The sequence below is a fragment of the Enterobacter cloacae complex sp. IR5458 genome, from assembly GCF_049238025.1.
GTDB lineage: Bacteria > Pseudomonadota > Gammaproteobacteria > Enterobacterales > Enterobacteriaceae > Enterobacter > Enterobacter kobei.
In genome coordinates, this window is sequence record NZ_JBMKIF010000014.1 from 30,786 (window position 1) to 52,833 (window position 22,048).

General features: G+C 55.1%; 15 protein-coding genes and 1 tRNA gene. 11 read left to right on the top strand and 5 right to left on the bottom strand.

From position 1 onward, the window contains the following. Positions 1–15 precede the first annotated feature (15 nt). Entirely contained in the window at positions 16–1,641 is a 1,626-nt protein-coding gene (locus ACOTYN_RS13150) for an ATP-binding protein (protein ID WP_071922899.1), read from the top strand. Further along, a complete protein-coding gene (locus tag ACOTYN_RS13155) occupies positions 1,631–2,323 on the top strand; it encodes a response regulator (RefSeq protein ID WP_023337769.1) in 693 nt (230 codons plus the stop codon). The genes ACOTYN_RS13150 and ACOTYN_RS13155 overlap by 11 nt, the downstream gene beginning before the upstream one ends. Before the next feature lie 54 nt (positions 2,324–2,377). On the opposite strand, the gene ACOTYN_RS13160 is transcribed toward ACOTYN_RS13155, so the two are convergent. Further along, positions 2,378–4,513, bottom strand: a complete 2,136-nt coding sequence (locus tag ACOTYN_RS13160) for an ornithine decarboxylase (protein WP_332958006.1) — start codon at positions 4,511–4,513, stop codon at positions 2,378–2,380. A gap of 182 nt (positions 4,514–4,695) precedes the next feature. Between ACOTYN_RS13160 and ACOTYN_RS13165 the strand changes: the two genes are divergently transcribed. Both ACOTYN_RS13165 and ACOTYN_RS13170 read left to right on the top strand, forming a co-directional pair. After that, positions 4,696–5,409 (top strand): DUF554 domain-containing protein, encoded by a 714-nt coding sequence (locus ACOTYN_RS13165; RefSeq protein ID WP_023331294.1) that lies wholly within the window; start codon positions 4,696–4,698, stop codon positions 5,407–5,409. 95 nt (positions 5,410–5,504) lie between these two features. After that, positions 5,505–5,580: transfer RNA gene (locus ACOTYN_RS13170), tRNA-Phe, on the top strand. Between the two features lie 78 nt (positions 5,581–5,658). Here ACOTYN_RS13170 and ACOTYN_RS13175 read toward each other — a convergent pair. Together ACOTYN_RS13175 and ACOTYN_RS13180 are read right to left on the bottom strand one after the other, a co-directional pair. Then, the gene (locus ACOTYN_RS13175) at positions 5,659–7,446 is read right to left on the bottom strand and encodes a hybrid sensor histidine kinase/response regulator (protein ID WP_071922898.1); all 1,788 of its coding nucleotides are present in this window, start codon (positions 7,444–7,446) and stop codon (positions 5,659–5,661) included. Then, a complete protein-coding gene (locus ACOTYN_RS13180) occupies positions 7,443–8,075 on the bottom strand; it encodes a LuxR C-terminal-related transcriptional regulator (protein WP_047344502.1) in 633 nt (210 codons plus the stop codon). The genes ACOTYN_RS13175 and ACOTYN_RS13180 overlap by 4 nt, the downstream gene beginning before the upstream one ends. Positions 8,076–8,250: 175 nt before the next feature. On the opposite strand from ACOTYN_RS13180, the gene ACOTYN_RS13185 reads away from it, so the two are divergent. Together ACOTYN_RS13185 and ACOTYN_RS13190 are read left to right on the top strand one after the other, a co-directional pair. After that, complete coding sequence (locus ACOTYN_RS13185) at positions 8,251–8,565, top strand: lipoprotein (protein WP_047344503.1); 315 nt, start codon at positions 8,251–8,253, stop codon at positions 8,563–8,565. Positions 8,566–8,681: 116 nt separating this feature from the next. Next, positions 8,682–11,639 carry an autotransporter outer membrane beta-barrel domain-containing protein gene (locus ACOTYN_RS13190; RefSeq protein WP_071922897.1) on the top strand — a complete coding sequence of 986 codons (2,958 nt, stop codon included), beginning with the start codon at positions 8,682–8,684 and terminating at the stop codon, positions 11,637–11,639. Positions 11,640–11,700: 61 nt separating this feature from the next. Here ACOTYN_RS13190 and ACOTYN_RS13195 read toward each other — a convergent pair whose 3' ends face one another. Further along, positions 11,701–12,228, bottom strand: a complete 528-nt coding sequence (locus ACOTYN_RS13195) for a helix-turn-helix domain-containing protein (RefSeq protein WP_045134821.1) — start codon at positions 12,226–12,228, stop codon at positions 11,701–11,703. Positions 12,229–12,900: 672 nt separating this feature from the next. On the opposite strand from ACOTYN_RS13195, the gene pgaA reads away from it, so the two are divergent. From pgaA to pgaD, 4 genes are read left to right on the top strand one after another with little or no spacing between them, the layout of a single operon-like run. After that, positions 12,901–15,339, top strand: coding sequence for a poly-beta-1,6 N-acetyl-D-glucosamine export porin PgaA (gene pgaA / locus ACOTYN_RS13200; protein ID WP_332958012.1), 2,439 nt, complete (start codon positions 12,901–12,903; stop codon positions 15,337–15,339). Between the two features lie 8 nt (positions 15,340–15,347). Next, the gene (gene pgaB, locus ACOTYN_RS13205; protein ID WP_332958014.1) at positions 15,348–17,297 is read left to right on the top strand and encodes a poly-beta-1,6-N-acetyl-D-glucosamine N-deacetylase PgaB; all 1,950 of its coding nucleotides are present in this window, start codon (positions 15,348–15,350) and stop codon (positions 17,295–17,297) included. After that, the gene (pgaC, locus tag ACOTYN_RS13210) at positions 17,290–18,621 is read left to right on the top strand and encodes a poly-beta-1,6-N-acetyl-D-glucosamine synthase (protein ID WP_047027894.1); all 1,332 of its coding nucleotides are present in this window, start codon (positions 17,290–17,292) and stop codon (positions 18,619–18,621) included. Before pgaB ends, pgaC begins: the two co-directional genes overlap by 8 nt. Then, positions 18,618–19,049 (top strand): poly-beta-1,6-N-acetyl-D-glucosamine biosynthesis protein PgaD, encoded by a 432-nt coding sequence (pgaD, locus tag ACOTYN_RS13215; RefSeq protein ID WP_014885222.1) that lies wholly within the window; start codon positions 18,618–18,620, stop codon positions 19,047–19,049. The genes pgaC and pgaD overlap by 4 nt, the downstream gene beginning before the upstream one ends. Positions 19,050–19,101: 52 nt before the next feature. Here pgaD and gss read toward each other — a convergent pair whose 3' ends face one another. Beyond that, complete coding sequence (gene gss, locus ACOTYN_RS13220; RefSeq protein WP_332958017.1) at positions 19,102–20,964, bottom strand: bifunctional glutathionylspermidine amidase/synthase; 1,863 nt, start codon at positions 20,962–20,964, stop codon at positions 19,102–19,104. Positions 20,965–21,147: 183 nt separating this feature from the next. Between gss and yghU the strand changes: the two genes are divergently transcribed. Continuing rightward, positions 21,148–22,017 (top strand): glutathione-dependent disulfide-bond oxidoreductase, encoded by an 870-nt coding sequence (gene yghU / locus ACOTYN_RS13225; RefSeq protein ID WP_087530185.1) that lies wholly within the window; start codon positions 21,148–21,150, stop codon positions 22,015–22,017. The last annotated feature ends 31 nt before the right edge of the window (positions 22,018–22,048 follow it).

The window sequence follows — 22,048 nt, forward strand, 5'->3', positions numbered from 1 at the left end:
CCTTGCGTGATAGTTATGAAAGTCTCTTTCCAGATTAAGTTGTTTATTTCGCTGGTTGCCTTTTTCTCAGTGCTTTTTGCGTTGCTGGGCGGATATTATTATGCCGATGTCGGTAAGCAGCTTTATCAGGAAATGAGTGCGCGCGCAAAAATACAGGCGGAGGAGATTGCGCTTATTCCGTCATTACGCAATGAAGTTGAACAAAAAGATATCACCGCGATCCATGATTTTATGCAGAAAATGGCTGCCCATAGCGATGCCAGCTTTATTGTCATTGGAGATAACACGGGAAAGCACCTTTTTCATTCCGTCTTTGCCGACAGAGTGGGCACGACGCTGGTTGGCGGCGACAATGAGGCCGTCCTGCAGGGGAAAAGCACGACAACCATCCGTAAAGGCGGACTGGGTATTTCGCTGCGCAGTAAAGCCCCTATCTTCAACGATGCCGGGCAGGTGGTTGGCATTGTTTCCGTGGGCTATCTCACCAGCTACCTGGATACCATTACCGTCAGTAAAGTGGTCAATATCCTGATTGCCGCCGTGCTGCTGCTTTTGGCCCTCTTTATCTTCTCCTGGTTCTTTACCCGCAGTATAAAGAAGCAGATCTTCTCCCTCGAACCGCGAGAAATCGGCCTGCTGGTACGTCAGCAAAAGGCGATGATGGAATCTATCTACGAAGGGGTGATTGCCATTGATAACGAACGGCGCATAGAAGTGATCAACCAGGCGGCGCGCAAACTGCTGGGGCTGAGCCAGCCGGCGCGTGAACTGCGCGGGCAGTTGATAAGCCAGGTGATCGACCCGGTCCCGTTCTTCGACACGCAGACGATGCTGGCTAAAGATACCCACGATGAGATTTGCCGTTTTAACGATCTCACGGTGATTGCCAGCCGGGTTCACATCATGCTTGAGGGCTCGCTGCAGGGCTGGGTGATCACCTTCCGCGATCGCAACGAAATCGACTCTCTGAGCGCCCAGCTCAGCCAGGTAAAACGCTATGTCGATAACCTGCGCATTATGCGCCACGAGCAGTTAAACCGGATGACCACCCTCTCCGGCCTGCTGCATATGGGCCGCTATGAGGAGGCGATTGGCTACATACAGGCGCAGTCGGAACATGCCCAGGAGCTGCTGGACTTTATCTCGTCGCGCTTCAGTTCCCCCACCCTGTGTGGCCTGCTGCTGGGAAAAGCCGCCCGCGCGCGGGAAAAAGGCGTCGAGCTGAGTTTCGACCCGGCCTGTCGGCTGGATAAGCCGTTCCTGCCGCTTGGGGAGCAAGAGTTGATTTCGATTATTGGTAACCTGCTGGATAACGCCATCGAAGCAACACAGCGCTCGCCGCTTCCCCATACGCCGGTGGAAGTGCTGATAAAACTCAGCGAGCAGGAGCTGATTATTGAAGTCGCCGACCAGGGCGTAGGCATTAAACCGGAGATCCGTGAGCGGATCTTTGAACGCGGCATCACCACCAAAACACGCGGCGATCATGGGATTGGTCTGTATCTGATCGAAAGCTACGTTACGCAGGCTGGCGGCGCGATAGAAGTTGCCGATAATACCCCACGCGGCGCCATTTTCTCATTGTTTATCCCGGCCTCGGGAACCGTCCGGCAACTGGAAGACACCGACTATGCAACATGAACTTATCGACGTACTGATTGTTGAAGACGAGAACGAACTGGCACAGCTGCACGCGGAGCTCATCAGCAAACACCCGCGTCTGAGACTGGTGGGGATTGCCTCGTCACTGGCCGACGCGCAGGTTCAGCTTGAGCGTAAACAGCCTCAGCTGATGCTGCTGGATAACTATCTGCCGGACGGCAAAGGCATCACCCTTATCAGTAACCCGATGCTGACCCGCGCCAACTGCTCGGTGATTTTCATCACCGCCGCCAGCGATATGGACACCTGCAGCCAGGCCATCCGCAACGGCGCGTTTGACTATATCCTTAAGCCGGTTTCCTGGAAGCGCCTCAGCCAGTCGCTGGAGCGCTTTGTGCAATTTGCCGAACAGCAGCGCGTCTGGAAGATTGTCGATCAGCAAAACGTCGATTCACTGTATCAACTCCAGGCGAAGAACTACCGCCAGGACAACGGCAGCAAAGGGATTGAGGAGAATACGCTGGCCCGGGTGCAGGCGCTGTTCAACGACAAGGCGACGCACTGCTTTACCGTGGATGAGGTGGTGAGCGAAACGGGGTTGAGTAAAACCACTACCCGGCGCTATCTGGAGCACTGCGTGGAGGCGGGGTTTCTGAGCGTGGAGATGCTGTACGGGAAGATTGGGCATCCAAGGAGGATGTACAAGCGTAGTGCGGTTTGATGAAACGTTCCCTCTCCCTGTGGGAGAGGGTTAGGGTGAGGGCAGCAGCCCGCACTACCTCAACACATACCCATACAGCCGTTTAATCCCGTCCGCATCCTTCTCGCTGTATACCCCCTGCAGCTCCGGCGAGAAGCCCGGCAGCAGGTTGATGCCCTCTTCCAGCGCCAGGAAGTAACGCTGTACCGCCCCGCCCCAGACTTCACCCGGCACCACGCACAGCACGCCAGGCGGATAGGGCAGCGCCCCTTCGGCAGCAATCCGCCCTTCGGCATCCCGTATGCGCACCAGCTCCACGTTACCGCGAATGTAGGCCTGGTTCGCGTCCTGTGGATTCATCACCACCTCAGGCAGGCTTTCTTTGCGGAACATCGCCTTCTGCAGATCTTTTACGTCAAAGCTGACATAAAGATCGTGCATCTCCTGACACAACTGGCGGAGGGTGTAATCCCGGTAGCGCACCGGGTATTTCTGGTAGATAGTCGGCAGTACGTCCGCCAGCGGCGTATCGTCTTCAATATGCTGCTCGAACTGTCCCAGCATTGCCACCAGCTGCGCCAGCTTCTCGCTGCTTTCAGCTGGCGTCAGCAGGAACAGGATTGAGTTGAGATCGCATTTCTCCGGCACGATGCCGTTTTCGCGCAGGTAGTGCGCAAGAATGGTCGCCGGAATGCCGAACCCGGTATATTCCCCGGTTTCCGCATCAATACCCGGCGTGGTCAGCAGCAGCTTGCACGGGTCGACAAAGTACTGCTCGCGGGCATAGCCCTCAAACCCGTGCCATTTCGCCCCCGGCTCGAAGCTGAAGAAGCGGCGCTCGCTGGCAATGGCGTGCGTCGGATGATCCTGCCACGGCCGCCCCGCCACCACCGGCGGGATAAACGGCTTAATCATATGGCAGTTGGCAATGATCGCCTTGCGCGCCTCAATGCCCAGCTCAACACACTCCGCCCACAGCCTGCGCCCACTCTCGCCTTCATGAATTTTGGCATTCACATCCAGCGCTGCAAACAGCGGATAAAACGGACTGGTGGAGGCGTGAAGCATAAATGCATTGTTCAGCCGCTTATGGGGGCAAAACCGCGCCTGGCCACGAATGTGGTTATCCTTTTTATGGATCTGCGACGTTTGCGAGAACCCGGCCTGCTGCTTATGCACCGACTGGGTCACAAAAATGCCAGGATCGTTCTCGTTCAGCTCCAGCAACAGCGGAGACGTTTCCGCCATCATCGGAATAAATTGCTCGTAGCCCACCCAGGCAGAGTCAAACAGGATGTAATCACACAGATGGCCGATCTTGTCGATCACCTGACGGGCGTTGTAGATCGTGCCGTCATAGGTGCCAAGCTGGATGATCGCCAGGCGGAACGGACGCGCCTCGTCGGCTTTCTCCGGCGCAGCCTCGCGGATAAGATCGCGCAGGTACGCGTCATCAAAACAGTGCTCGTCAATCCCGCCAATAAAGCCAAATGGATTACGCGCAGCCTCAAGATAAACCGGCGTGGCCCCAGCCTGAATCAGCGCCCCGTGGTGGTTAGATTTATGGTTATTGCGATCGAACAGCACCAGGTCGCCGCGGGTCAGAAGCGCGTTGGTCACCACCTTGTTGGCCGCCGACGTGCCGTTCAGCACGAAGTAGGTTTTATCGGCATTGAACACTTTCGCCGCGAACTTTTGCGCATGCTTGGCGGACCCTTCGTGGATCAGTAAATCCCCGAGTTTTACGTCAGCATTGCACATGTCGGCACGAAACACGTTCTCACCGAAGAAATCAAAGAACTGTCGTCCCGCCGGATGCTTTTTGAAAAACGCCCCGTGCTGGTGACCAGGACAGGCGAAGGTGCTGTTACCCATCTCCACGTACTGGCTCAGGGTGTCGAAAAACGGCGGCAACAGATTCTCTTCGTAACGGCTGGCAGCAGTCTCCAGTTCCAGAAACTCCTGCGCTTTCCCCGAGATGACCGCGGTAGCACCGTCAGGCACGTCCGTTTGCTCCTGCGAGAAAATAAACACCGGTAACTGAAAGCCCGTGCGTTTCAGCAACGCGAGAATACCGCTGCGACTTTCAGCAGTTGTCATGACGACTGCCGCCACATCGGTAAAATCCGTGTTATCCAGCGTCACCTTTTCACGGTGGGTTGAGACAGTGGAGAGCAGCTCGCGGCTGACGGCAATTTTCATGGTTTTCATAGGCGCTAGTTACCCTCACCGAACGGTGAGACAGGGAGGAGAAAATTCGCGCAATAATGTCACCTTTTATTTTGAGGTGCAAGAAGGAATCAATATGCACAAAACCTTCCAAAGCTAAGCGTAATGCCCGCTTTGCGTGTCATAATCATGCAATACCAATGATTAAGTAACAGGAGTTAGCGGTGGTAATTGGACCCTTTATCAACGCCGGCGCAGTGCTGCTGGGCGGCATACTTGGCGGCGTGTTAAGCCAGCGGCTACCGGAGCGTATTCGTACCTCCATGCCGTCTATTTTTGGCCTGGCCTCGCTGGGCATCGGCATCCTTTTAGTCATCAAATGCGCCAACCTGCCCGTCATGGTGCTGGCAACGCTGCTCGGTGCGCTGATTGGCGAATTTTGCTATCTGGAAAAAGGCATCAATAACGCGGTAGGCAAAGCCAAAAACCTGATTGCCCGACCCGGTAAGGCGAAAAACGGTTCGCACGAGTCGTTTATTCAGAACTACGTTGCGATCATTATTCTGTTTTGTGCCAGCGGCACCGGGATTTTCGGTTCGATGCAGGAAGGGATGACGGGCGATCCGAGCATATTAATTGCGAAAGCGTTTCTCGATTTCTTCACCGCCACCATTTTTGCCACCACGCTCGGTATCGCCGTCGCGGCAATTTGCGTCCCGATGCTGCTGATTCAGCTGGCTCTCGCCACCTGCGCCGCGCTGATACTCCCGCTGACTACGCCGGCAATGATGGCGGACTTTACTGCCGTCGGCGGCCTGCTGTTGCTGGCGACCGGGTTACGCATCTGCGGGATTAAGATGTTTGCCGTGGTGAATATGCTGCCCGCGCTGCTGATCGCCATGCCGCTCTCAGCGCTCTGGACGCGCTTTTTCGCTTAAGAGTGCGGCGAAATGGCGAGAGATTGCGCAGTCCGTAACGAAAACAACATTTTTCGTTGACGGCAGGAAGCAGATCAGGTTTAATGCGCCCCGTTGCCCGGATAGCTCAGTCGGTAGAGCAGGGGATTGAAAATCCCCGTGTCCTTGGTTCGATTCCGAGTCCGGGCACCAAATTTATATCAACGGACCTCCACGGAGGTCCGTTTTTGCATTCTAAGCCCGCCAAAATCAATACTTCTACACTCTCTTTTATCCATGACACCCGGACCACTGCGTCAGCAGCGCATGCAGTTTCGCCGGCTCCAGCGGCTTGCGCAGCACCAGGTACCCTTCCTGCTCAGCTTCCAGCAGAACCGGTGAATTAAATTCGCCGCTGACTATCGCGCCGCTCATATCCGGCAGACGTTCAAAAAGCGCTTTCAGGATGTCGAACCCGCTTTCGCCGGATCGCAGGCGCTGGTCGCACAGCACGGCGAACGGCGTGAAGCCGTCGTCGATTATGGCGAATGCCTCTTCAGCGGAGGCCGCACAGCGCACGTTGATTCCCCAGATGCTCATCAGGCTCTCCCAGGCTGATGTCACCAGCGGGTCGTCATCGACGACCAGGCAGGAACCCTGCAGCGGCGCATAGCGCACCGACGTGGCTGCGTGGTCATAAGCGGGCGAGGAGTCCGGTGCGATCTCTTCACCAGCAAATTGGGTGAAACGCATCCAGAATCGTGAGCCTTTACCTTCAATGGATTGCATCCCGTACTTCACCTTCATCAGCTTGGCACAACGAGCAACGACGGCCAGCCCCAACCCGTGTCCGGCGCTGTCGATCTTCCAGGCCAGCTCGGGGCGGTAGTAGGGTGAAAAGATTTTGCCCTTCTCATCATCGGCGATACCGACCCCCGTATCCCACACCTCCACCATACACTCGTCACCGCGCGGTCGAATGGCGACCAGCACGCCGCCCCGTAGCGTGTAGCGAAGGGCGTTTTGAATCAGGTTAATCAGGGATTGTCGCACCAGCAGCGGATCGCCCATCACGTAAATGCGACGTTTTGGTCGCCAGGTGTACAGTCGCAGGGCTCGGCTGTTGGCCTCTTCGCGAAACAGTGTGATCACCGAGTCGAGCAGAACGCCGATATCCACTTTGGCAGGAGCAGAGAGTACATTCCCGGATTCAATTTTGCTGAGATCGAGCAGGGAATTGAGCATCAAATGTACGGAACGAATGCTCTGCTGCAGGTCAAGGAGTTGCGGCGTCAGGCTGTCGTCGCGGTTTCGGTGGAGGATGGCTTCAATCAGAAAACCCATGGCGTGTACGGGCTGGCGAAGATCGTGGCTGGCGGTTGTCAGAAACTGATTTTTATCCAGTAGAGCCTGCTCCGCGTCCTCTTTGGCCTGACGAAACTGTTCCGCCAGGCGTGAGCTTTTTTCCTCAAGCAGCGCCTGCTGAATAAAGAACGCATGTGAAGTTAACGCATGGCGGTAAATCGCAAAGCCGTAAAGCAGGTTCAGCATCAGTACGATGAACATCAGCTCATCCAGTCGCCAGATAATACCGAGGTTCAGTACCCCCCACGAGGCGAAGAAAAAGCGCGTAAAGGTGCTAATAACCGGGGTCAGATGCGTCGCATTGGCCGCGACGATAGCGGCGATGCTGATATTCAGTAGCAGGAAAAAGTCAAAGTTCTGCGTTTTAGGAGTAATTAAATAGAGTGATGAAATTCCCAGTCCGTGAATAAAGGCGACATTATTAATGCGCGGAAGCCAGCGTTGCAGGAGGTCCTTTTCAACATATTCTTTCGCTTCGCGCTGATAGCGTCGATGCAATATTCGTATCGCCACAGCGCATATCAGATAAATAATAATCCAGGTTATCGTTGGGCCAAGGTCATCCCCAAGCATATAAATCCAGATGGCAAAAGGAATACCGACAAAGGGCACTGCGCTAAAACTGAATACCAGCCGCAGAAAGGTATTGTTTAACAAACGGATCTGCGCAGCAGGAGAGATCCCATCGTTTTGTAAGCTCAGGAAAAATCTCATTCCGACGGTTCCTGTTTGCCATGCAGAAGCGTGATGGCTTCGACCCGACTGTTAACACCAATCTTTTTCAAAATATTGCTGATGTGTTCTTTGACTGTGGGTTCTGAAATTGAAAGCTGTGCGGCGATGCGTTTATTCGGCAGACCGCGCATAATCATATTTAACACATCTATTTGCCGCGGCGTTAAGTTAAATTTATTGAGTTTTTCATTATTCTTATTCACGGAAAATTCGTTTCCCTCAGGAAACCAGGTCTGATTATCAGCGAGTGCAAAAACAGCCTGTGAGAAAATTTCAGGAGGCTCACTTTTCAATACAAAACCATGTCCCCCGGCAGCGTGAATTTTCCGCCAGAGATCATTATTGTCGTCCCCGCTAACCACCAGGAGCCGCACCTGTGGGTAAAGTTGTTTTATCTCTTTGAGTAATTTCAATGCTGTTCCGGACGAAAGCCAAAAATCGATTACCAGCAAACGGGGCGGGCCATTATCCCTAATTTGACGGTAGCAATCCTCCTCATTCGTCACCACATACGCCTGCTTAAATCGGCATTGTGTAATCAGAAAATTGGCGATGCCGCTTGCTACCAATGGATGGTCATCAACGACCAACGCATAATTCTGTCCCAAAGGGTCCTCCTTTTACCTTCGCATCTCTGAGAGTACGGATGAATTATTATCTACCCACCCTACTTTAGGAGGGTTTTTTCGATTAGGAAAGGGAAATATATTATTCGCTGATTTGGGTAATAGAAAACATAAATACAATCAGTGAAATTAACTGATTGGATATAAAGGATAATTTATGAAAAAACCACTAATATTTTTAACCGTTACGTTGATGCTGGCCGGTTGTTCCACGCTGAAAACCGATCAGGCCATTCCACTGCTGCAGGCAGAGACCGCTAAAATGCTGGGTCTGGGCTCATCGGATGAAATAACAGTGACCAATGTTAATGGCGCCCAACCTGACGCACTGGGAGGGCAAAAACTATCTTATCGCGCTACGACGGAAAAAGGGCGTATTTTCGATTGCTCATCGATGATGATGCCCGGGATTTTGGGATCCGCACCGACGCTGAGCGCGCCAACCTGTACACCTGTTGTCACACATAAATAATTAACCCCAAATTAAAAGGCGTACATAAATAACGCCTTTTACATTTTCTCACGTATCTGAGTTTTCATATAAAAACGATTTTCCCGACATCACGCTAATGAGTACGGAGATAGCCCGTGAATAACTCTACATCGCATCTGCTAGCGGTTAAGACGCCGCTTTCCAGACTTTACCTCGCTCTATTTTCCGCTCCGCTGTTACTGCTTTCACCTGCCGATTTCGCACGTGCAGCGGATGCAATTTTTGATGGCGACTCGCGTATTACCGACACGCTGGGTTATACCGGAGATGTTTACGTTGGACGTAATCAACGCGGAAACCTGCTGATCGATAATGGCAAAATCACCGCCTATAACATCAATATCGGTCGGCTGTTCGACGGGCAAATTTATGAAAGCATGGTCACGGTCCGTGGGCCAAACGCAGAACTTAACGCAGTGAACGATCAATACGTCCTGCGCGGCGACCTCAATCTTGGCCTCGGCACCCTCCGCGTCGAAGAGGGCGCGCTCGCCAGCGCAAAGGAGATCGTTGTCGGCACCACCCGCGGCTACGATAGCCACCTTATCGCCACGGGCGCCGGGTCTCGTGTGACCAGTAACTTTCTTAGCGTAGGCACCGATTTGGGTGCACGATCCACGCTGTTGATTGAAGACGGCGCCGCGCTCAGTACCGCCTATGATGCGCGCATTGGGAATGGTACCGGGCCGGATGAAACCGACACGCTGAGCCCGAAAGCCACCGTCACGGGGAGCGGTTCCCAGTGGAATGTTGGCCGTACGCTGTCGCTTTATGGCGATCTGGACGTGCTGAACGGCGGGGCAGTTACCGTTGGAGGCGTGCAGGTGGCGGGCGTATCCGGGGCCAGGAAGACTGCTGAGCTGGTTATTGCGGGCAAAGACTCGCGTTTTACCAGCGACAGTAATGTGAGCGTGGGTGATTATGGCAATGGCGTGCTGTCGGTTATAGACGGTGGTTCATTTTCCGCTGGCAGCAATACGCTGATCGTGGGGGAATCGGGTTCTGGCTCGAACCGGGGCGCGCTAATCATCGGCAGCCGAGGCAACATGGACACCGGCACGGGTTTGACTGAGCCAACACTTGGCACAGCCGGCGGCGCGGGTACCCTCGATTCGAACACGGCGATCAGCCTACGGGGCGGGCTATTCGGCAGCTATGTCTACTTCAACCATACCAACGAAAATTACGTCTTCAGCAACAAAATGAGCGGCGAAGGTGAGGTGATCAATACTTCCGGGCAGACAACGCTGAACGGCGATCTTTCGGCCCTTCAGGCGAACGTGACCGCGCGTGGTGGCAAAGTCATTATTGCCAGCAACATCAACACCCAGCCAGAAGACGATATTTTTGATGTTCAGACCCTTAGCGCCGAGAACGGCGGTACGCTGATCCTCAACGCGACGGCAGGATCCGACGTTAACAACGGGCAGGGTTACAGCAGCGCCGCGTCAATCAAGGCCGGCGGCACACTGGGGGGGAACGGCACGCTGGGCCAGACCGAGATCCTGTCCGGCGGGCATATCTCTCCAGGGGATGGCGACATCGGCACGTTGACGCTGAAACGGTATCTGAATTTTGTGGGCGAGTCTTTCTATGACGTCGATATCGCCGGTGATGGCCGCAGCGACCAACTACTGGTATCAGGCAAAACGACCATCAGCGATCAGGCTAAAGTACAGGTCACCGCGCTGGATCCTCAAACCAGCTACAAAACAGGCCAAAGCTATCGTATTTTAACCTCCGACGCGGGAATTGACGGTCAGTTTGCCGGAGCGATTTCCAAATCCGCCTTCCTGGACGTGGCGCTCAAGCAGAGCACCGACGCCGTTGATCTGACCATCGCGCAGAAAGAGACCGGCGGCGAGAATCCTGGAGGCGAAAACCCCGGCGGTGAGAACCCGGGCGGTGAAAATCCTGGCAGCGGCAAGCCGGGAATTTTCCAGACCGTGGCCAAAAGCAGCAACCAGTGGAATACCGCTGGCGCGCTCTCCACGCTGACGCAAAGCGGCTCGTCGCTGGCGCTTTATAACTCTCTCCTGGTGCTGAGCGCGCCGGAAGCGCGCGAGGCGTTCAACCAGCTTTCCGGTGAAGTTTATCCGTCAATGCAGTCCAATCTCATCGCCGGCAGCACGCAGGTGTTTAACGTGTTAAACCAGCGTATGCAGCGCGCGTTTGATAACGATAGCCTGCCGATACCGCCGTTAGCGATGTCGCTGGTGCAGCAGCCGGAACCGCAAAACAATGGCGTCTGGGGCCAGACCTTCAGCTCCTGGAGCCGAAACAGCGGCGACGGTAATGTGGGCAAGCTGGACGGCAACACTACTGGCTTCCTGCTGGGGGCGGACCGCAAGCTGGCGGACCATAACGTACGTGTCGGTGGCTACTTCGGCTACAGCCGCGGTGATTACGACGTCGACAGCCGTCGTTCCTCAACGAATACCGACAATTATCACCTTGGTCTTTATGCGGCAGGTCAACAGGATGCGTTCTCTCTTCGCGGTGCGCTGGGCTACACCTGGCACAAGATCGAAGGCGAGCGAAATGTTTATTTTAGCGGCTTCTCGGATCGGCTGAAGTCGGATTACGACGCCAACTCACTGCTGGCGTTCACCGAAGCGGGCTACCGTTTCGGCCAGCCAGCGATGAATGTTGAACCCTTTATTAACCTGTCCTGGATTCGACTGCATACTGACAGTTTCAGGGAAGACGGCGGTGCTGCCGCGCTGAGCGTAAATAACGAAACGATGAACACCTTCTATTCTACCCTCGGGGTGCGTGGCGTGACCGAGCTGCCGAATAACGTTAACCTCTACGGTTCGTTAGGCTGGCAGCACGCATATGGCGATAAGAATACCTCTTCGCGCATGGCGTTTGCGGGCAGCGACGCGTTCATTACACAGGGGCAGGCCGTGGATGAGGACGTGATGGTGGGCGATATCGGCGTGAGCGTACAACTATCGCGTGCTGCGACCCTGGATGTGGGTTATCAGGGGCAATATGGTGCGGATACCCGCGTCAATTCGGTTAACGCGAATCTGCGCTGGTCGTTCTGAATTATATCCATTCAATGAACCCGCCCTCGTGGCGGGTGTTTGCTTTTAGCTTCTGACGCATTCAGGGATCGTTCCCAATCACATCCAGCAGTTTATTTTTAAAGATAAACAAACACGCCTCATTGAAGTTCTCCGCCCCCAGCCGTTCCGAAAGCGCCGTTCGTTTGCGGTAGAGGCTTTTCACCGACGTATTCAGCTCATCGGCAACGGCTTCCATCGACATCCCTGCCCTCAGCAACCGCAGCATGATCGCCTCGTGCGTGCTAAGCCGTAAGTTAAGCAGCCATTTGGTTGTCAGACGCCTGCCCTTCATGTTGAGCACCAGATTAAACAGCGACGCCATATCCGGCGCGGTGAGCGACGTGTTCATAAACAACTTCATACTGAGTAGATTCTCTTCGCGATGTCGCATATCCAGCATAACGCAGCAGATCGTTTTCCTTGTTCTGGCCGGATGGCGTATCAGGTAATCATATAAACGGAGCGGAGAACGACTATCAATCAATACAGAGTATTCGTCGGCACCATTATCAAATATGTTTCTGTCAATCGAGTCGAGCAGGATAATATCTGGAAAAAAAAGCCTCATGCCCCTGACAAGATAGCGATCCTGAGTCACTAACACTATTGAAGTTGCCACTAACCATCCCTTTTAGATTAAAGCAAGAACGCTCCTTCCGAGAGAAGGCCGCCTTCGTTTTATAGCGCTGTTATATTAACGACAAATGTATTCTGGCTTTGAGCATCCCTCAATACACACATTGATGAGTAAGACTTCCTGTAGACCATCATTCAATGTCTGACATTAATTATAAATAAAAAACAATCTCAGAAAAGACACTTCGCTAAACATTAAGAATTTTTGTCATGAAACTTCCCAAACATGCACAAGAAAGTACTTTAATTGATGCTTCCAGGCCTCATTAAAAATATAAACAAATTTGTCACAATAAAAATAAAATACTTAAATATCATAATGTTATAAATACAAAATCCCTTCAATATAATCTTAAAAAACCGCTCACTACAGAATTATCTCAAAACCACCCACCCTCTATTCACCATATTTATCCGGCAACATATCAGGTGTACATTACCGTTTACCCAATCCACCGAGATAAGGATCCATAATTACCTTTAAGTAAGTACCCCATAACGTTACTGCATTCAGATTTAATGTTCTCATTTATCGCCTTTAACGCACAGTTAAAAGGCAGCCGTGTTATGCAATGGATTCATGATAAACAAATGGCAAATAGATATGGAAAGATCGCTTCGCTTCAATACGTTATTCTTTTATCGCACCCCAGGATTATTGTTACTGTTATTACTCTTTCCTGTTCTGGTTCAGGCAACGGAATCCGTTTATGAACAACAGATTCAACAGGCGCGTAACGGTAATTACACGCCGTTTCTTGATTATCTGCAGCATTATCAGCAACAGCACGCCCTGACGCCTGAACAGGTCGCAGACTGGTTACAGGTGGCATCCTGGGCAGGTCATGATGATGAGGTGATTGAGGTCTGGCAGCGTTATGGCATTTATATGCCGCTGCCCGCTCGCGGCGTTGCTGCCGTTGCCCAGGCCAGGAGAAATCAAAAAGCGTGGCAGCCAGCCTTATCGCTCTGGAAAGAGGCGTGCAGCCTTGCGCCGAATAACGATGATTATCGTATCGGCTATATCAAAACCCTGGCCGATGCCCGCATGGATGCACTCGCGCTGCAGGAAGCCCGGCAGCTGGTCACCCAAAACCCCACTCAGGCGCATCTTCAGACGCTCTCGTATGTCTGGTTACGTCAGGGAAAAAGCTGGGATCGGCTTCTGGCGGACACGCGCGCACTGGCTACCGTGCCAGAGAATAATGTCCTGCTCAGCGAGCTTGTCGACGCCCTGACGGATAACCGCGTGAATACCCCCGCGCTCGTACTTTCACAGCGGGTGCCGCTGTCCCCGGCGGAGCGTCGCCGTCTTGAACGTAACGCCGCCGCCGAAAGGGTTCGCCTTGCCGATGTGCCAGGCAGAACAGAAAAGGAGCGCCTGCAGCTTGCGCAATCTGCGCTGAATCGTTACGACATTCTGCTTTCTCGCTGGAAAAGCGAGCCGCAGGCGGCGGAAGATGTCATCCTTGCGCGTATAGACCGGCTCGGCGCGCTGTACGCCCATGCTGATTATCCGCGGGTCATCAGCGAGTATCAGGATCTTACGGCAGCGCAGCACCCGGTGCCGGACTGGGCAATCGGCTGGGTTATCTCCGCGTATCTGCAGGAGAAAAACGCCGATGCCGCCTTCTCGCTTCTGCAACGCTATCCGCAATACGCCGCCGATCCGCAGGACGAAGAGCACGCGCTTTTCTACGCCTGGCTGGATACCGGGCAGTATCGGGCCGCCCGCCAGTATGTAGAGCGCCAGACCCGTAACGTCCCCTGGACCCGCTACGATTTCGGTTCCCCTACCCCTCAGCCGAACGATCGATGGCTCACCGGGCAGTCTCTCCGTTTTAACTATCTGCTGGCGACCCACGCCCTGCCTGAAGCCGAAAAGCTATCTCAGCGTCTGGCGACAACGGCGCCGGGCAACCAGGGATTGCAGATTGACTACGCCACTTTGCTACAGGCGCGGGGCCTGCCGCGTGCGGCCGAGCAGAAGCTGAAAATGGCGGAGGCACTGGAGCCATCAAATCTGGAGCTTGAGCAACAGCAGGCTTACGTCGCCATGGATCTACAGGAGTGGCAAGAGATGGATTTACTGGCCGACGACGTGCTTGCTCGCGCACCGGTCGATCGCAGTGCCCGTCGTCTGGACAGGCTCAGAACGGTTCATCATATGTCCGAGCTTCGCCTCAATGCGAGCAAGGGTTTGCACTCCGATAACCCCGTCAGCGGTACGCACGACCTGAACTGGGACGCCACGCTCTATGGCCCGCCAGTTGCGGATAACTGGCGGCTGTTTGCCGGCACCCGCTATGCAGAGGGTAATTTCGATGAAGGCAAAGGCACCAGCCGCCACCTCCTGGGCGGCGTGGAATGGCGGCCTCGTGACCTCCAGCTCGAAGCCGAGCTCTCCAGCAACCGCTATCACGGCGCGAACAAGCCGGGGGCTCGCCTTTCCACAACTTACTTTCTCACCGATAACTGGCAGCTCAGCGGCAGCCTTGAACGCGTATCTCGCACCACGCCCTTACGGGCATTACGCAACGGGATTAGCGCCAACCGGGGGGAAGGCGGCGTGCGCTGGTATCAAAACGAGCGACGTGAGTATCAGTTTAGCGCCGCCGTCAGCCGCTTCTCAGACCACAACCACCGTCAGGAATACACCCTTACGGGTAAGGAGCGTCTCTGGCAAACCCCGTCCCTGACGCTGGATCTCGAACCGGGGATCGCCGCCAGTAAAAACAGCCTGCGGGACACGCTCTATTACAACCCGGCGCGGGATCTGTCCGTAACGGCCGCTCTGTCCGTCGATCATGAGATGTATCGCCATTACGACACCCTCTGGAGCCAGCAGTTCGTGGCAGGCGGCGGCAGCTACTGGCAGAAAAACCAGTCCGCCGGGGCCATCACCCTGCTGGGCTACGGACAACGCATCCAGTGGAACAACGTCATCGATACCGGCGTGATGCTGAACTGGGATAAACGCCCTTACGACGGCAAGCGCGAGAGCAATCTCTCCGTCACGTTTGATGCGACTTTACGCTTTTAAGGATGAATATGCTGTACATACGTTTTTCCGTGAGTGTGATACTCATTGGCTGGTTCTGCCTCAGCGCGAGCATTTGCGCCCAGGCACTCCCGTTTATTGCCCCCAAAGAGAGACCCCAGCTGGAGGCGAGCAAGCCCTGGCCAACGAATCGATTTCTGGTGCTGGCCTACCACGACGTCGAAGATGATGCCGCCGATCAGCGCTACCTCTCCGTTCGCACCAGCGCGTTAAACGAGCAAATAAGCTGGCTTTTGCATAACGGCTATCACGCCATCAGCGTGCAGGACATTCTGGATGCCCATGACGGAAAAAAAACGCTGCCGCCGAAAGCCGTTTTGCTCAGTTTTGACGACGGCTACAGCAGCTTTTATACCCGCGTCTGGCCACTGCTTCAGGCCTGGAACGTCCCTGCCCTGTGGGCACCGGTAGGCAGTTGGGTGGACACGCCAGCAAATCAAAAGGTCAATTTTGGTGGTCTGATGACGCCCCGCGATCGCTTCGCAACGTGGGACATGGTGCGCGAGCTCAGCCAGTCTCCGCTGATTGAGATCGGCTCACATACCTGGGCCTCCCATTACGGTATCGTGGCTAACCCTCAGGGAAGCCGCGAGCCTGCCATCGCCAATCGCTTTTACGATAAGGCGACGGGCCGCTATGAAACCGATCGGCAGTTCAGCCAGCGGATCGGCGACGACGTGCATAAAGTGACCGAGAAAATCACGCAGGTGACGGGCAAAGCACCGCGCGCCTGGGTCTGGCCTTACGGTGCCGCCAACGGTACGTCGCTCGCCATCGCCAGACAACAGGGTTACCAGCTGGCCTTTACGCTGGAAGACGGTCTGGGGGACGTAAATGACCCTGGCAACATTCCCCGTCTGCTGATCGCCGGTAATCCTTCGCTAAAAACCTTTGCCAGTTCGGTCAGCCAGATCCAGGAACACGATCCCGTTCGCGTCATGCACGTCGACCTCGACTACGTTTACGATCCCGATCCGGCCCAGCAAACCCAAAATATCAACAGGCTGATCCAGCGAGTTTACGACATGAAAATCAGCCATGTTTTCCTGCAGGCGTTTGCCGACCCGCAGGGCGATGGCCGGATCAACGCGCTCTATTTTCCCAACCGTCGGCTTCCGGTCCGCGCCGATCTGTTCAATTTTGTCTCCTGGCAGCTCCAGACCCGTGCGGGGGTGAAAGTCTTCGCGTGGATGCCGGTGCTCTCGTTCGATCTCGATCCCTCCCTGCCGCGCGTGCAGCGTCGGGATCGTCAAACGGGCCAGCTGCACGAGGCCACTGAACCTTATATCCGGCTCTCCCCGTGGAACCCGCAGGTTCGCCAGCAGGTGACGGACATCTATGAAGATCTGGCCCGCTATAGCACCTTCAATGGGATTTTGTTCCATGACGATGCGGTGCTGACGGACGTTGACGATGCCGGACAAGACGCCGCTCAGGACACAACGCGTCAGAAAAGCCGTCTGCTGATGGGCTTTACCCGTGCGCTGGGCCAGGCGGTGAAGCACATCCGGGGACCGCAGATCAAAACCGCACGCAATATGTTCGTCTTACCCATCCTTGAGCCTGAAAGCGAAGCCTGGTTTGCACAGAATTTTGATGATTTTCTGGCGGCCTATGACTGGACGGTGCCGATGGCCATGCCGCTGATGGAGTCCGTTCCGGCGAACGAAAGCGACGCCTGGCTGACGCGTCTGGTTAACGTGGTCGCCGCTCGTCCCGGCGCGCTCGATAAAACCATTTTCGAACTGCAGGCCAGAGACTGGGAGCAAAAACCGCAGCGTGCCGTTTCCGATAAACAGCTTGTCCAGTGGATGCGCGTTCTCCAGCTGAACGGCGTCAAAAACTACGGCTACTACCCCGACGATTTCATCAACAATCAGCCTGATATCTCCCGCATCAGGCCTGAATTTTCTTCCTACTGGTACCCTGACAATGACTGATCGCATCATCGCTTTTTCTATTTTGTGTCTGGTATTCGGGTTGCCTTTAGGCGTGGCCGCCCTCTTTACCGGCGAACTGATTCTGGATTTTGTGTTCTTCTGGCCGCTGTTCATGTCCGTGCTCTGGGTCACCGGCGGACTCTATTTCTGGTTTCAGCTTGAACGCCACTGGTCGTGGGATAAAGAGACCCCGCCACCCTCGCTCGCTGGCGAGCCGCTTATTTCCATTCTGATCCCCTGTTTCAATGAGGAAAGGAACGCCAGAGAGACCATCAGCGCCGCGCTGGATCAGCGGTATAAGAATATAGAGGTTATCGCCATTAACGATGGCTCTTCTGATAACACGGCGGACGTGCTGCAGCAGCTGGCGCAGGAGCAGCCGCGCCTGCGGGTAATTAACCTCGCGGAGAACCAGGGAAAAGCCGTCGCGCTAAAAGCGGGTGCCGCGGCAGCCCGGGGCGATCTGCTGGTCTGCATTGATGGCGACGCCCTGCTCGACCGCGACACTGCGGTTTATCTGGTAGCCCCGCTGATTCAGTATCCTCACGTCGGCGCGGTCACCGGCAATCCGCGCATTCGCACGCGATCCTCGCTGATTGGGCGCATTCAGGTGGGCGAGTTCTCGTCCATTATTGGCCTTATCAAACGCACGCAGCGGATCTATGGCCGGGTCTTTACCGTGTCCGGCGTCATCGCCGCCTTTCGCCGCCAGGCGCTGGCGGACGTCGGGTACTGGAGCCCGGATATGATCACGGAAGACATCGACATAAGCTGGAAGCTTCAGCTACGCCACTGGGATATCTTTTTCGAGCCGCGGGCACTGTGCTGGATCCTGATGCCGGAGACGCTCAAAGGCCTGTGGAAACAGCGCCTGCGCTGGGCTCAGGGCGGCGCGGAGGTGTTTCTGGTCAACCTTCGCAAGGTTGTGCGCTGGGAGCATCATCGCATGTGGCCCCTGTTTCTGGAGTACGCGCTGTCCACGCTGTGGGCGTTCGCTTACGCGATGACGGTACTGCTGTTCATTATCAGCCAGGTCGCGCCGATTCCCGCCAGGCTGACCGTTGAGACCCTGTTCCCACCCGCGTTCACCGGTCTGCTGTTGGGCGTCATGTGCCTGCTGCAGTTCCTGGTCAGTTTGTTCATCGAGCGGCGATACGAGCGGAAGGTGGCAAGCTCGCTTTTCTGGGTGATTTGGTTCCCGATGATGTACTGGATGATTGGCCTGTTCACTACCCTCGTCGCGTTTCCGAAAGTCATGCTTAAACGTCAGCGTGCCCGCGCGCGCTGGATCAGTCCGGACCGGGGAAAAGGAAGCATTCAATGAACGAAAATACCTTAATTTTGACTGAACATCGGCTGTTACCACGTCTTTTCGATGCCGCGTTAACTCTGGTGGCGTGGGGAGGATTTCTGTTTTTCCTGTATGCCAGGCTGTGGATGCAGTTAACCGAAGAGAGTGAACACCGGTGGAGCGTCATTATTGCCTCCTTTAATACGGTGTTGATCTATTTGCTGTTCGCCGCGCTTAACGGATGGCTGCTGATTTTGTGGTATCAGTACAACCGCCGCCGCACGCATGTGAGGCGTCGTCAGCCGGGCTATTTTCACCAGGAGGAGCTGGCCCGCAGCTTTAATGTCTCACCACAGATCATCTCCGAGATGAGCCAGTACAACCTGCTGACGGTCTATCACGATCGGATTGGCCGTATTATTGATCTAAAGATCAGTCAACAGGACGAGGAAGAAGAGTGAAGAAACGTCCCCGCAGAATGGTCTGCGGGGAGCTATTTCGAGCGGTTCTGAGTTACTTATCCTTCACCACAATCAGCGGTTCAATATCGCTCTCTTTCTTCACCACCAGCGAGTCATCTCCGCGCAGACAGGTGCCGCCGTAGTTCCCGCCGACGGTAAAGGTGCAGACCTGAATGTACTTGCCGTCAACGTTTGGCAGGCACCACAGCTGCTGGTAAATGTTTTTGCGATCGATAAACTTGCCGCTGGATTTATCCAGCAGTTCGTCCTGGGCGCTAATGAGATCGATATTGCTGCCGCAGCGTCCGGCAATCGGCTTGACGGCATAACCGGTCTGTTTCAGCAGGTCGTTAACCTCAAAATTGGTGTCGAGCAGGTAACGGTGGTTCGGGAAAAGCTGCCACAGTACCGGCAGAATGGCTTTGTTACCCGGTATCACCGTCCACAGCGGCTCAAAGACCAGCACTTCCGGACGCAGCAGGACGTCGATCAGGCGCACTTCACCCTCGGGATGTCCGGTCCGAATCGGCACGGCGGCATATTCGGTTTCGCTGACCTCGCGGATTTGCTCTATCGCCGTTTCCCACGCCCAGGTTTTCCACACGCAGTTGACGTGGCGACCTTCGTCGTCAATCAGCTGCCCGGCAGCATCCCAGCTCAGCGCCCCCAGCCCGTGCAGAATTTTGGTTTCAAACCCGGCCTGCAACAGTGAACGCTGAATAAAGAGCGCGTGATAATCCTCTTCGACATCGTTGTCCTGCATGATGTGCACGAACGGACGCGCGTGGCTGTGTTTCCACGCGCCGGTCAGCTCTTCCAGCAACCCTTCTGCCGGGTTATGACCGTGGCCGCGATAACCGTTTTTCACCCACTCTTCGAGAATCAACCCGCCCTCGGTATGGCAGGACGCGGAGTCGGCATTGTACTCGTAGACCTTAATCCCGCGCTCATCCATGCAAAAATCCATACGGCCGGTGATCATATGGTGACGACGCCACTGCCAGGAGAGGCGCAGGCGCGGCCAGAGGATTTTGGGAATGTCGAAAAGCGCCAGCAAATTGTCGTCTTTCAGCACCTTGTCCGTCGCGTGCAGGTACATCAGGTGCAGTTCGTTGGTGGCCTTGATCAGCTCCTGCTCGGCGCTTTCGGTGATGGTGAAGTACTGGCAGGGATCTTTATTGATCACATGACCGTTCGCGCGGATATACGCCTGCTGCAGCGCGTCATTTTCGTTGAGCCATTTTCCGTCGAACTGACGTTTGTTTTTCAGCCGCGCACCGCGAATTTTCAGCAGTTCGCCGTCGATTTCCGGCTGGGGAATGCTGTGTTCCGTGTCGTCGGTCTGGATCATCCAGCCGAGAATTTCCGTGTCGCTGAAGGTGTCATGGATTGTGTAACATCCGTTCTCCACGCTCAGCCGCAGCTCGCGCGTCCACTGCTGCCCGAGCGGCAGCGGGGAGTGCAGGACGTTCTGCTCTGCAATGCGCACCTTGTCGTCCAGAAGCTGGGTGATTACCGCCACGTGGCCGGTCTCATGAAACTCTCCGCCCTTTTGCCAGATCAGCAGCGCCCCGGCGCGCGGCGCACGCTTCGAGCCATTGGCAAACGCCTGAAGGGGCAGAATGTTATCGTTCACTACCTGACGCAAAAAGCGCAGGGAGAAGATCTCCCACGCCATGTCGACGTCGGTAAACACGAAACCATAGTTGAGGAACAGGAAACGGCGGGCAAACTCAACACACTGCCATTTGTGGCCCATGTATTCGTTGCCGATATAACTGCGAAAATCCGCATCTTCCGGGTATTTTCGCGGGTCCAGACTGCCGTAATTTGAGGAGTAAATCGCCACACCACCCGGCGCATAGCCTAACAACGTCCCGAATGGCGCATCACTGCTTAACTTTCCTTTACGCATGTATCCAACCTAAAACAGGCAGGCGGCAATTTTTTGAAGGGTTGTCGTCGTCTGCACGTTGTAATTAACCTGACAGAGGTGGAATTATCATACACCTGCCCTGTCCATTACGCTCGCATCGTTAAACGGTTCCCCTGCCACCTGCTAAACTGCCTCAACACAACACCAAAGAGGCAGGCCAACATGTCAGACGAAAACACCTATCAGCCACCGAAAGTGTGGGAATGGAAAAAGAACGGCGGCGGCGCGTTCGCCAATATTAACCGCCCGATTTCGGGCGCGACGCATGAGAAAGATCTCCCCGTGGGCTCCCATCCGCTGCAACTTTATTCGCTGGGAACACCTAACGGCCAGAAAGTGACCATCATGCTTGAAGAGCTGCTGGCGCTGGGCGTGACGGGCGCGGAGTATGACGCCTGGTTGATCCGCATCGGCGAGGGCGATCAGTTCTCCAGCGGGTTCGTTGAAGTGAACCCGAACTCGAAAATACCGGCGCTGCGGGATCACTCCACGACCCCACCAACGCGCGTCTTTGAATCCGGCAATATCCTGCTCTATCTGGCAGAGAAGTTTGGTCACTTCCTGCCGAAAGATCCGGCGGGACGCACCGAAACGCTGAACTGGTTGTTCTGGCTGCAGGGCGCGGCGCCATTCCTGGGCGGCGGTTTTGGTCACTTCTACAACTACGCGCCAGTGAAAATTGAGTACGCGATCGATCGCTTTACCATGGAAGCCAAACGCCTGTTCGACGTGCTGGATAAACAGCTGGCGCGCGGCCGTTACGTGGCGGGCGAGGAGTACACCATCGCGGATATGGCGATCTGGCCATGGTTTGGCTGCGTGGCCCTGGGTAGCGTCTATAACGCCGCCGAGTTCCTGGATGCCGAAAAGTACACCAACGTCCAGCGTTGGGCGAAAGACGTGGCGAACCGCAATGCCGTGAAGCGTGGACGCATCGTTAACCGCACCAGCGGCGAGCTGAACGAGCAACTGCACGAACGCCACGCGGCGAGCGACTTCGATACCAACACGGAAGACAAGCGTCAGGCGTAATGCTTTGCCGGGCGGGCCACCGCCCGGCAGA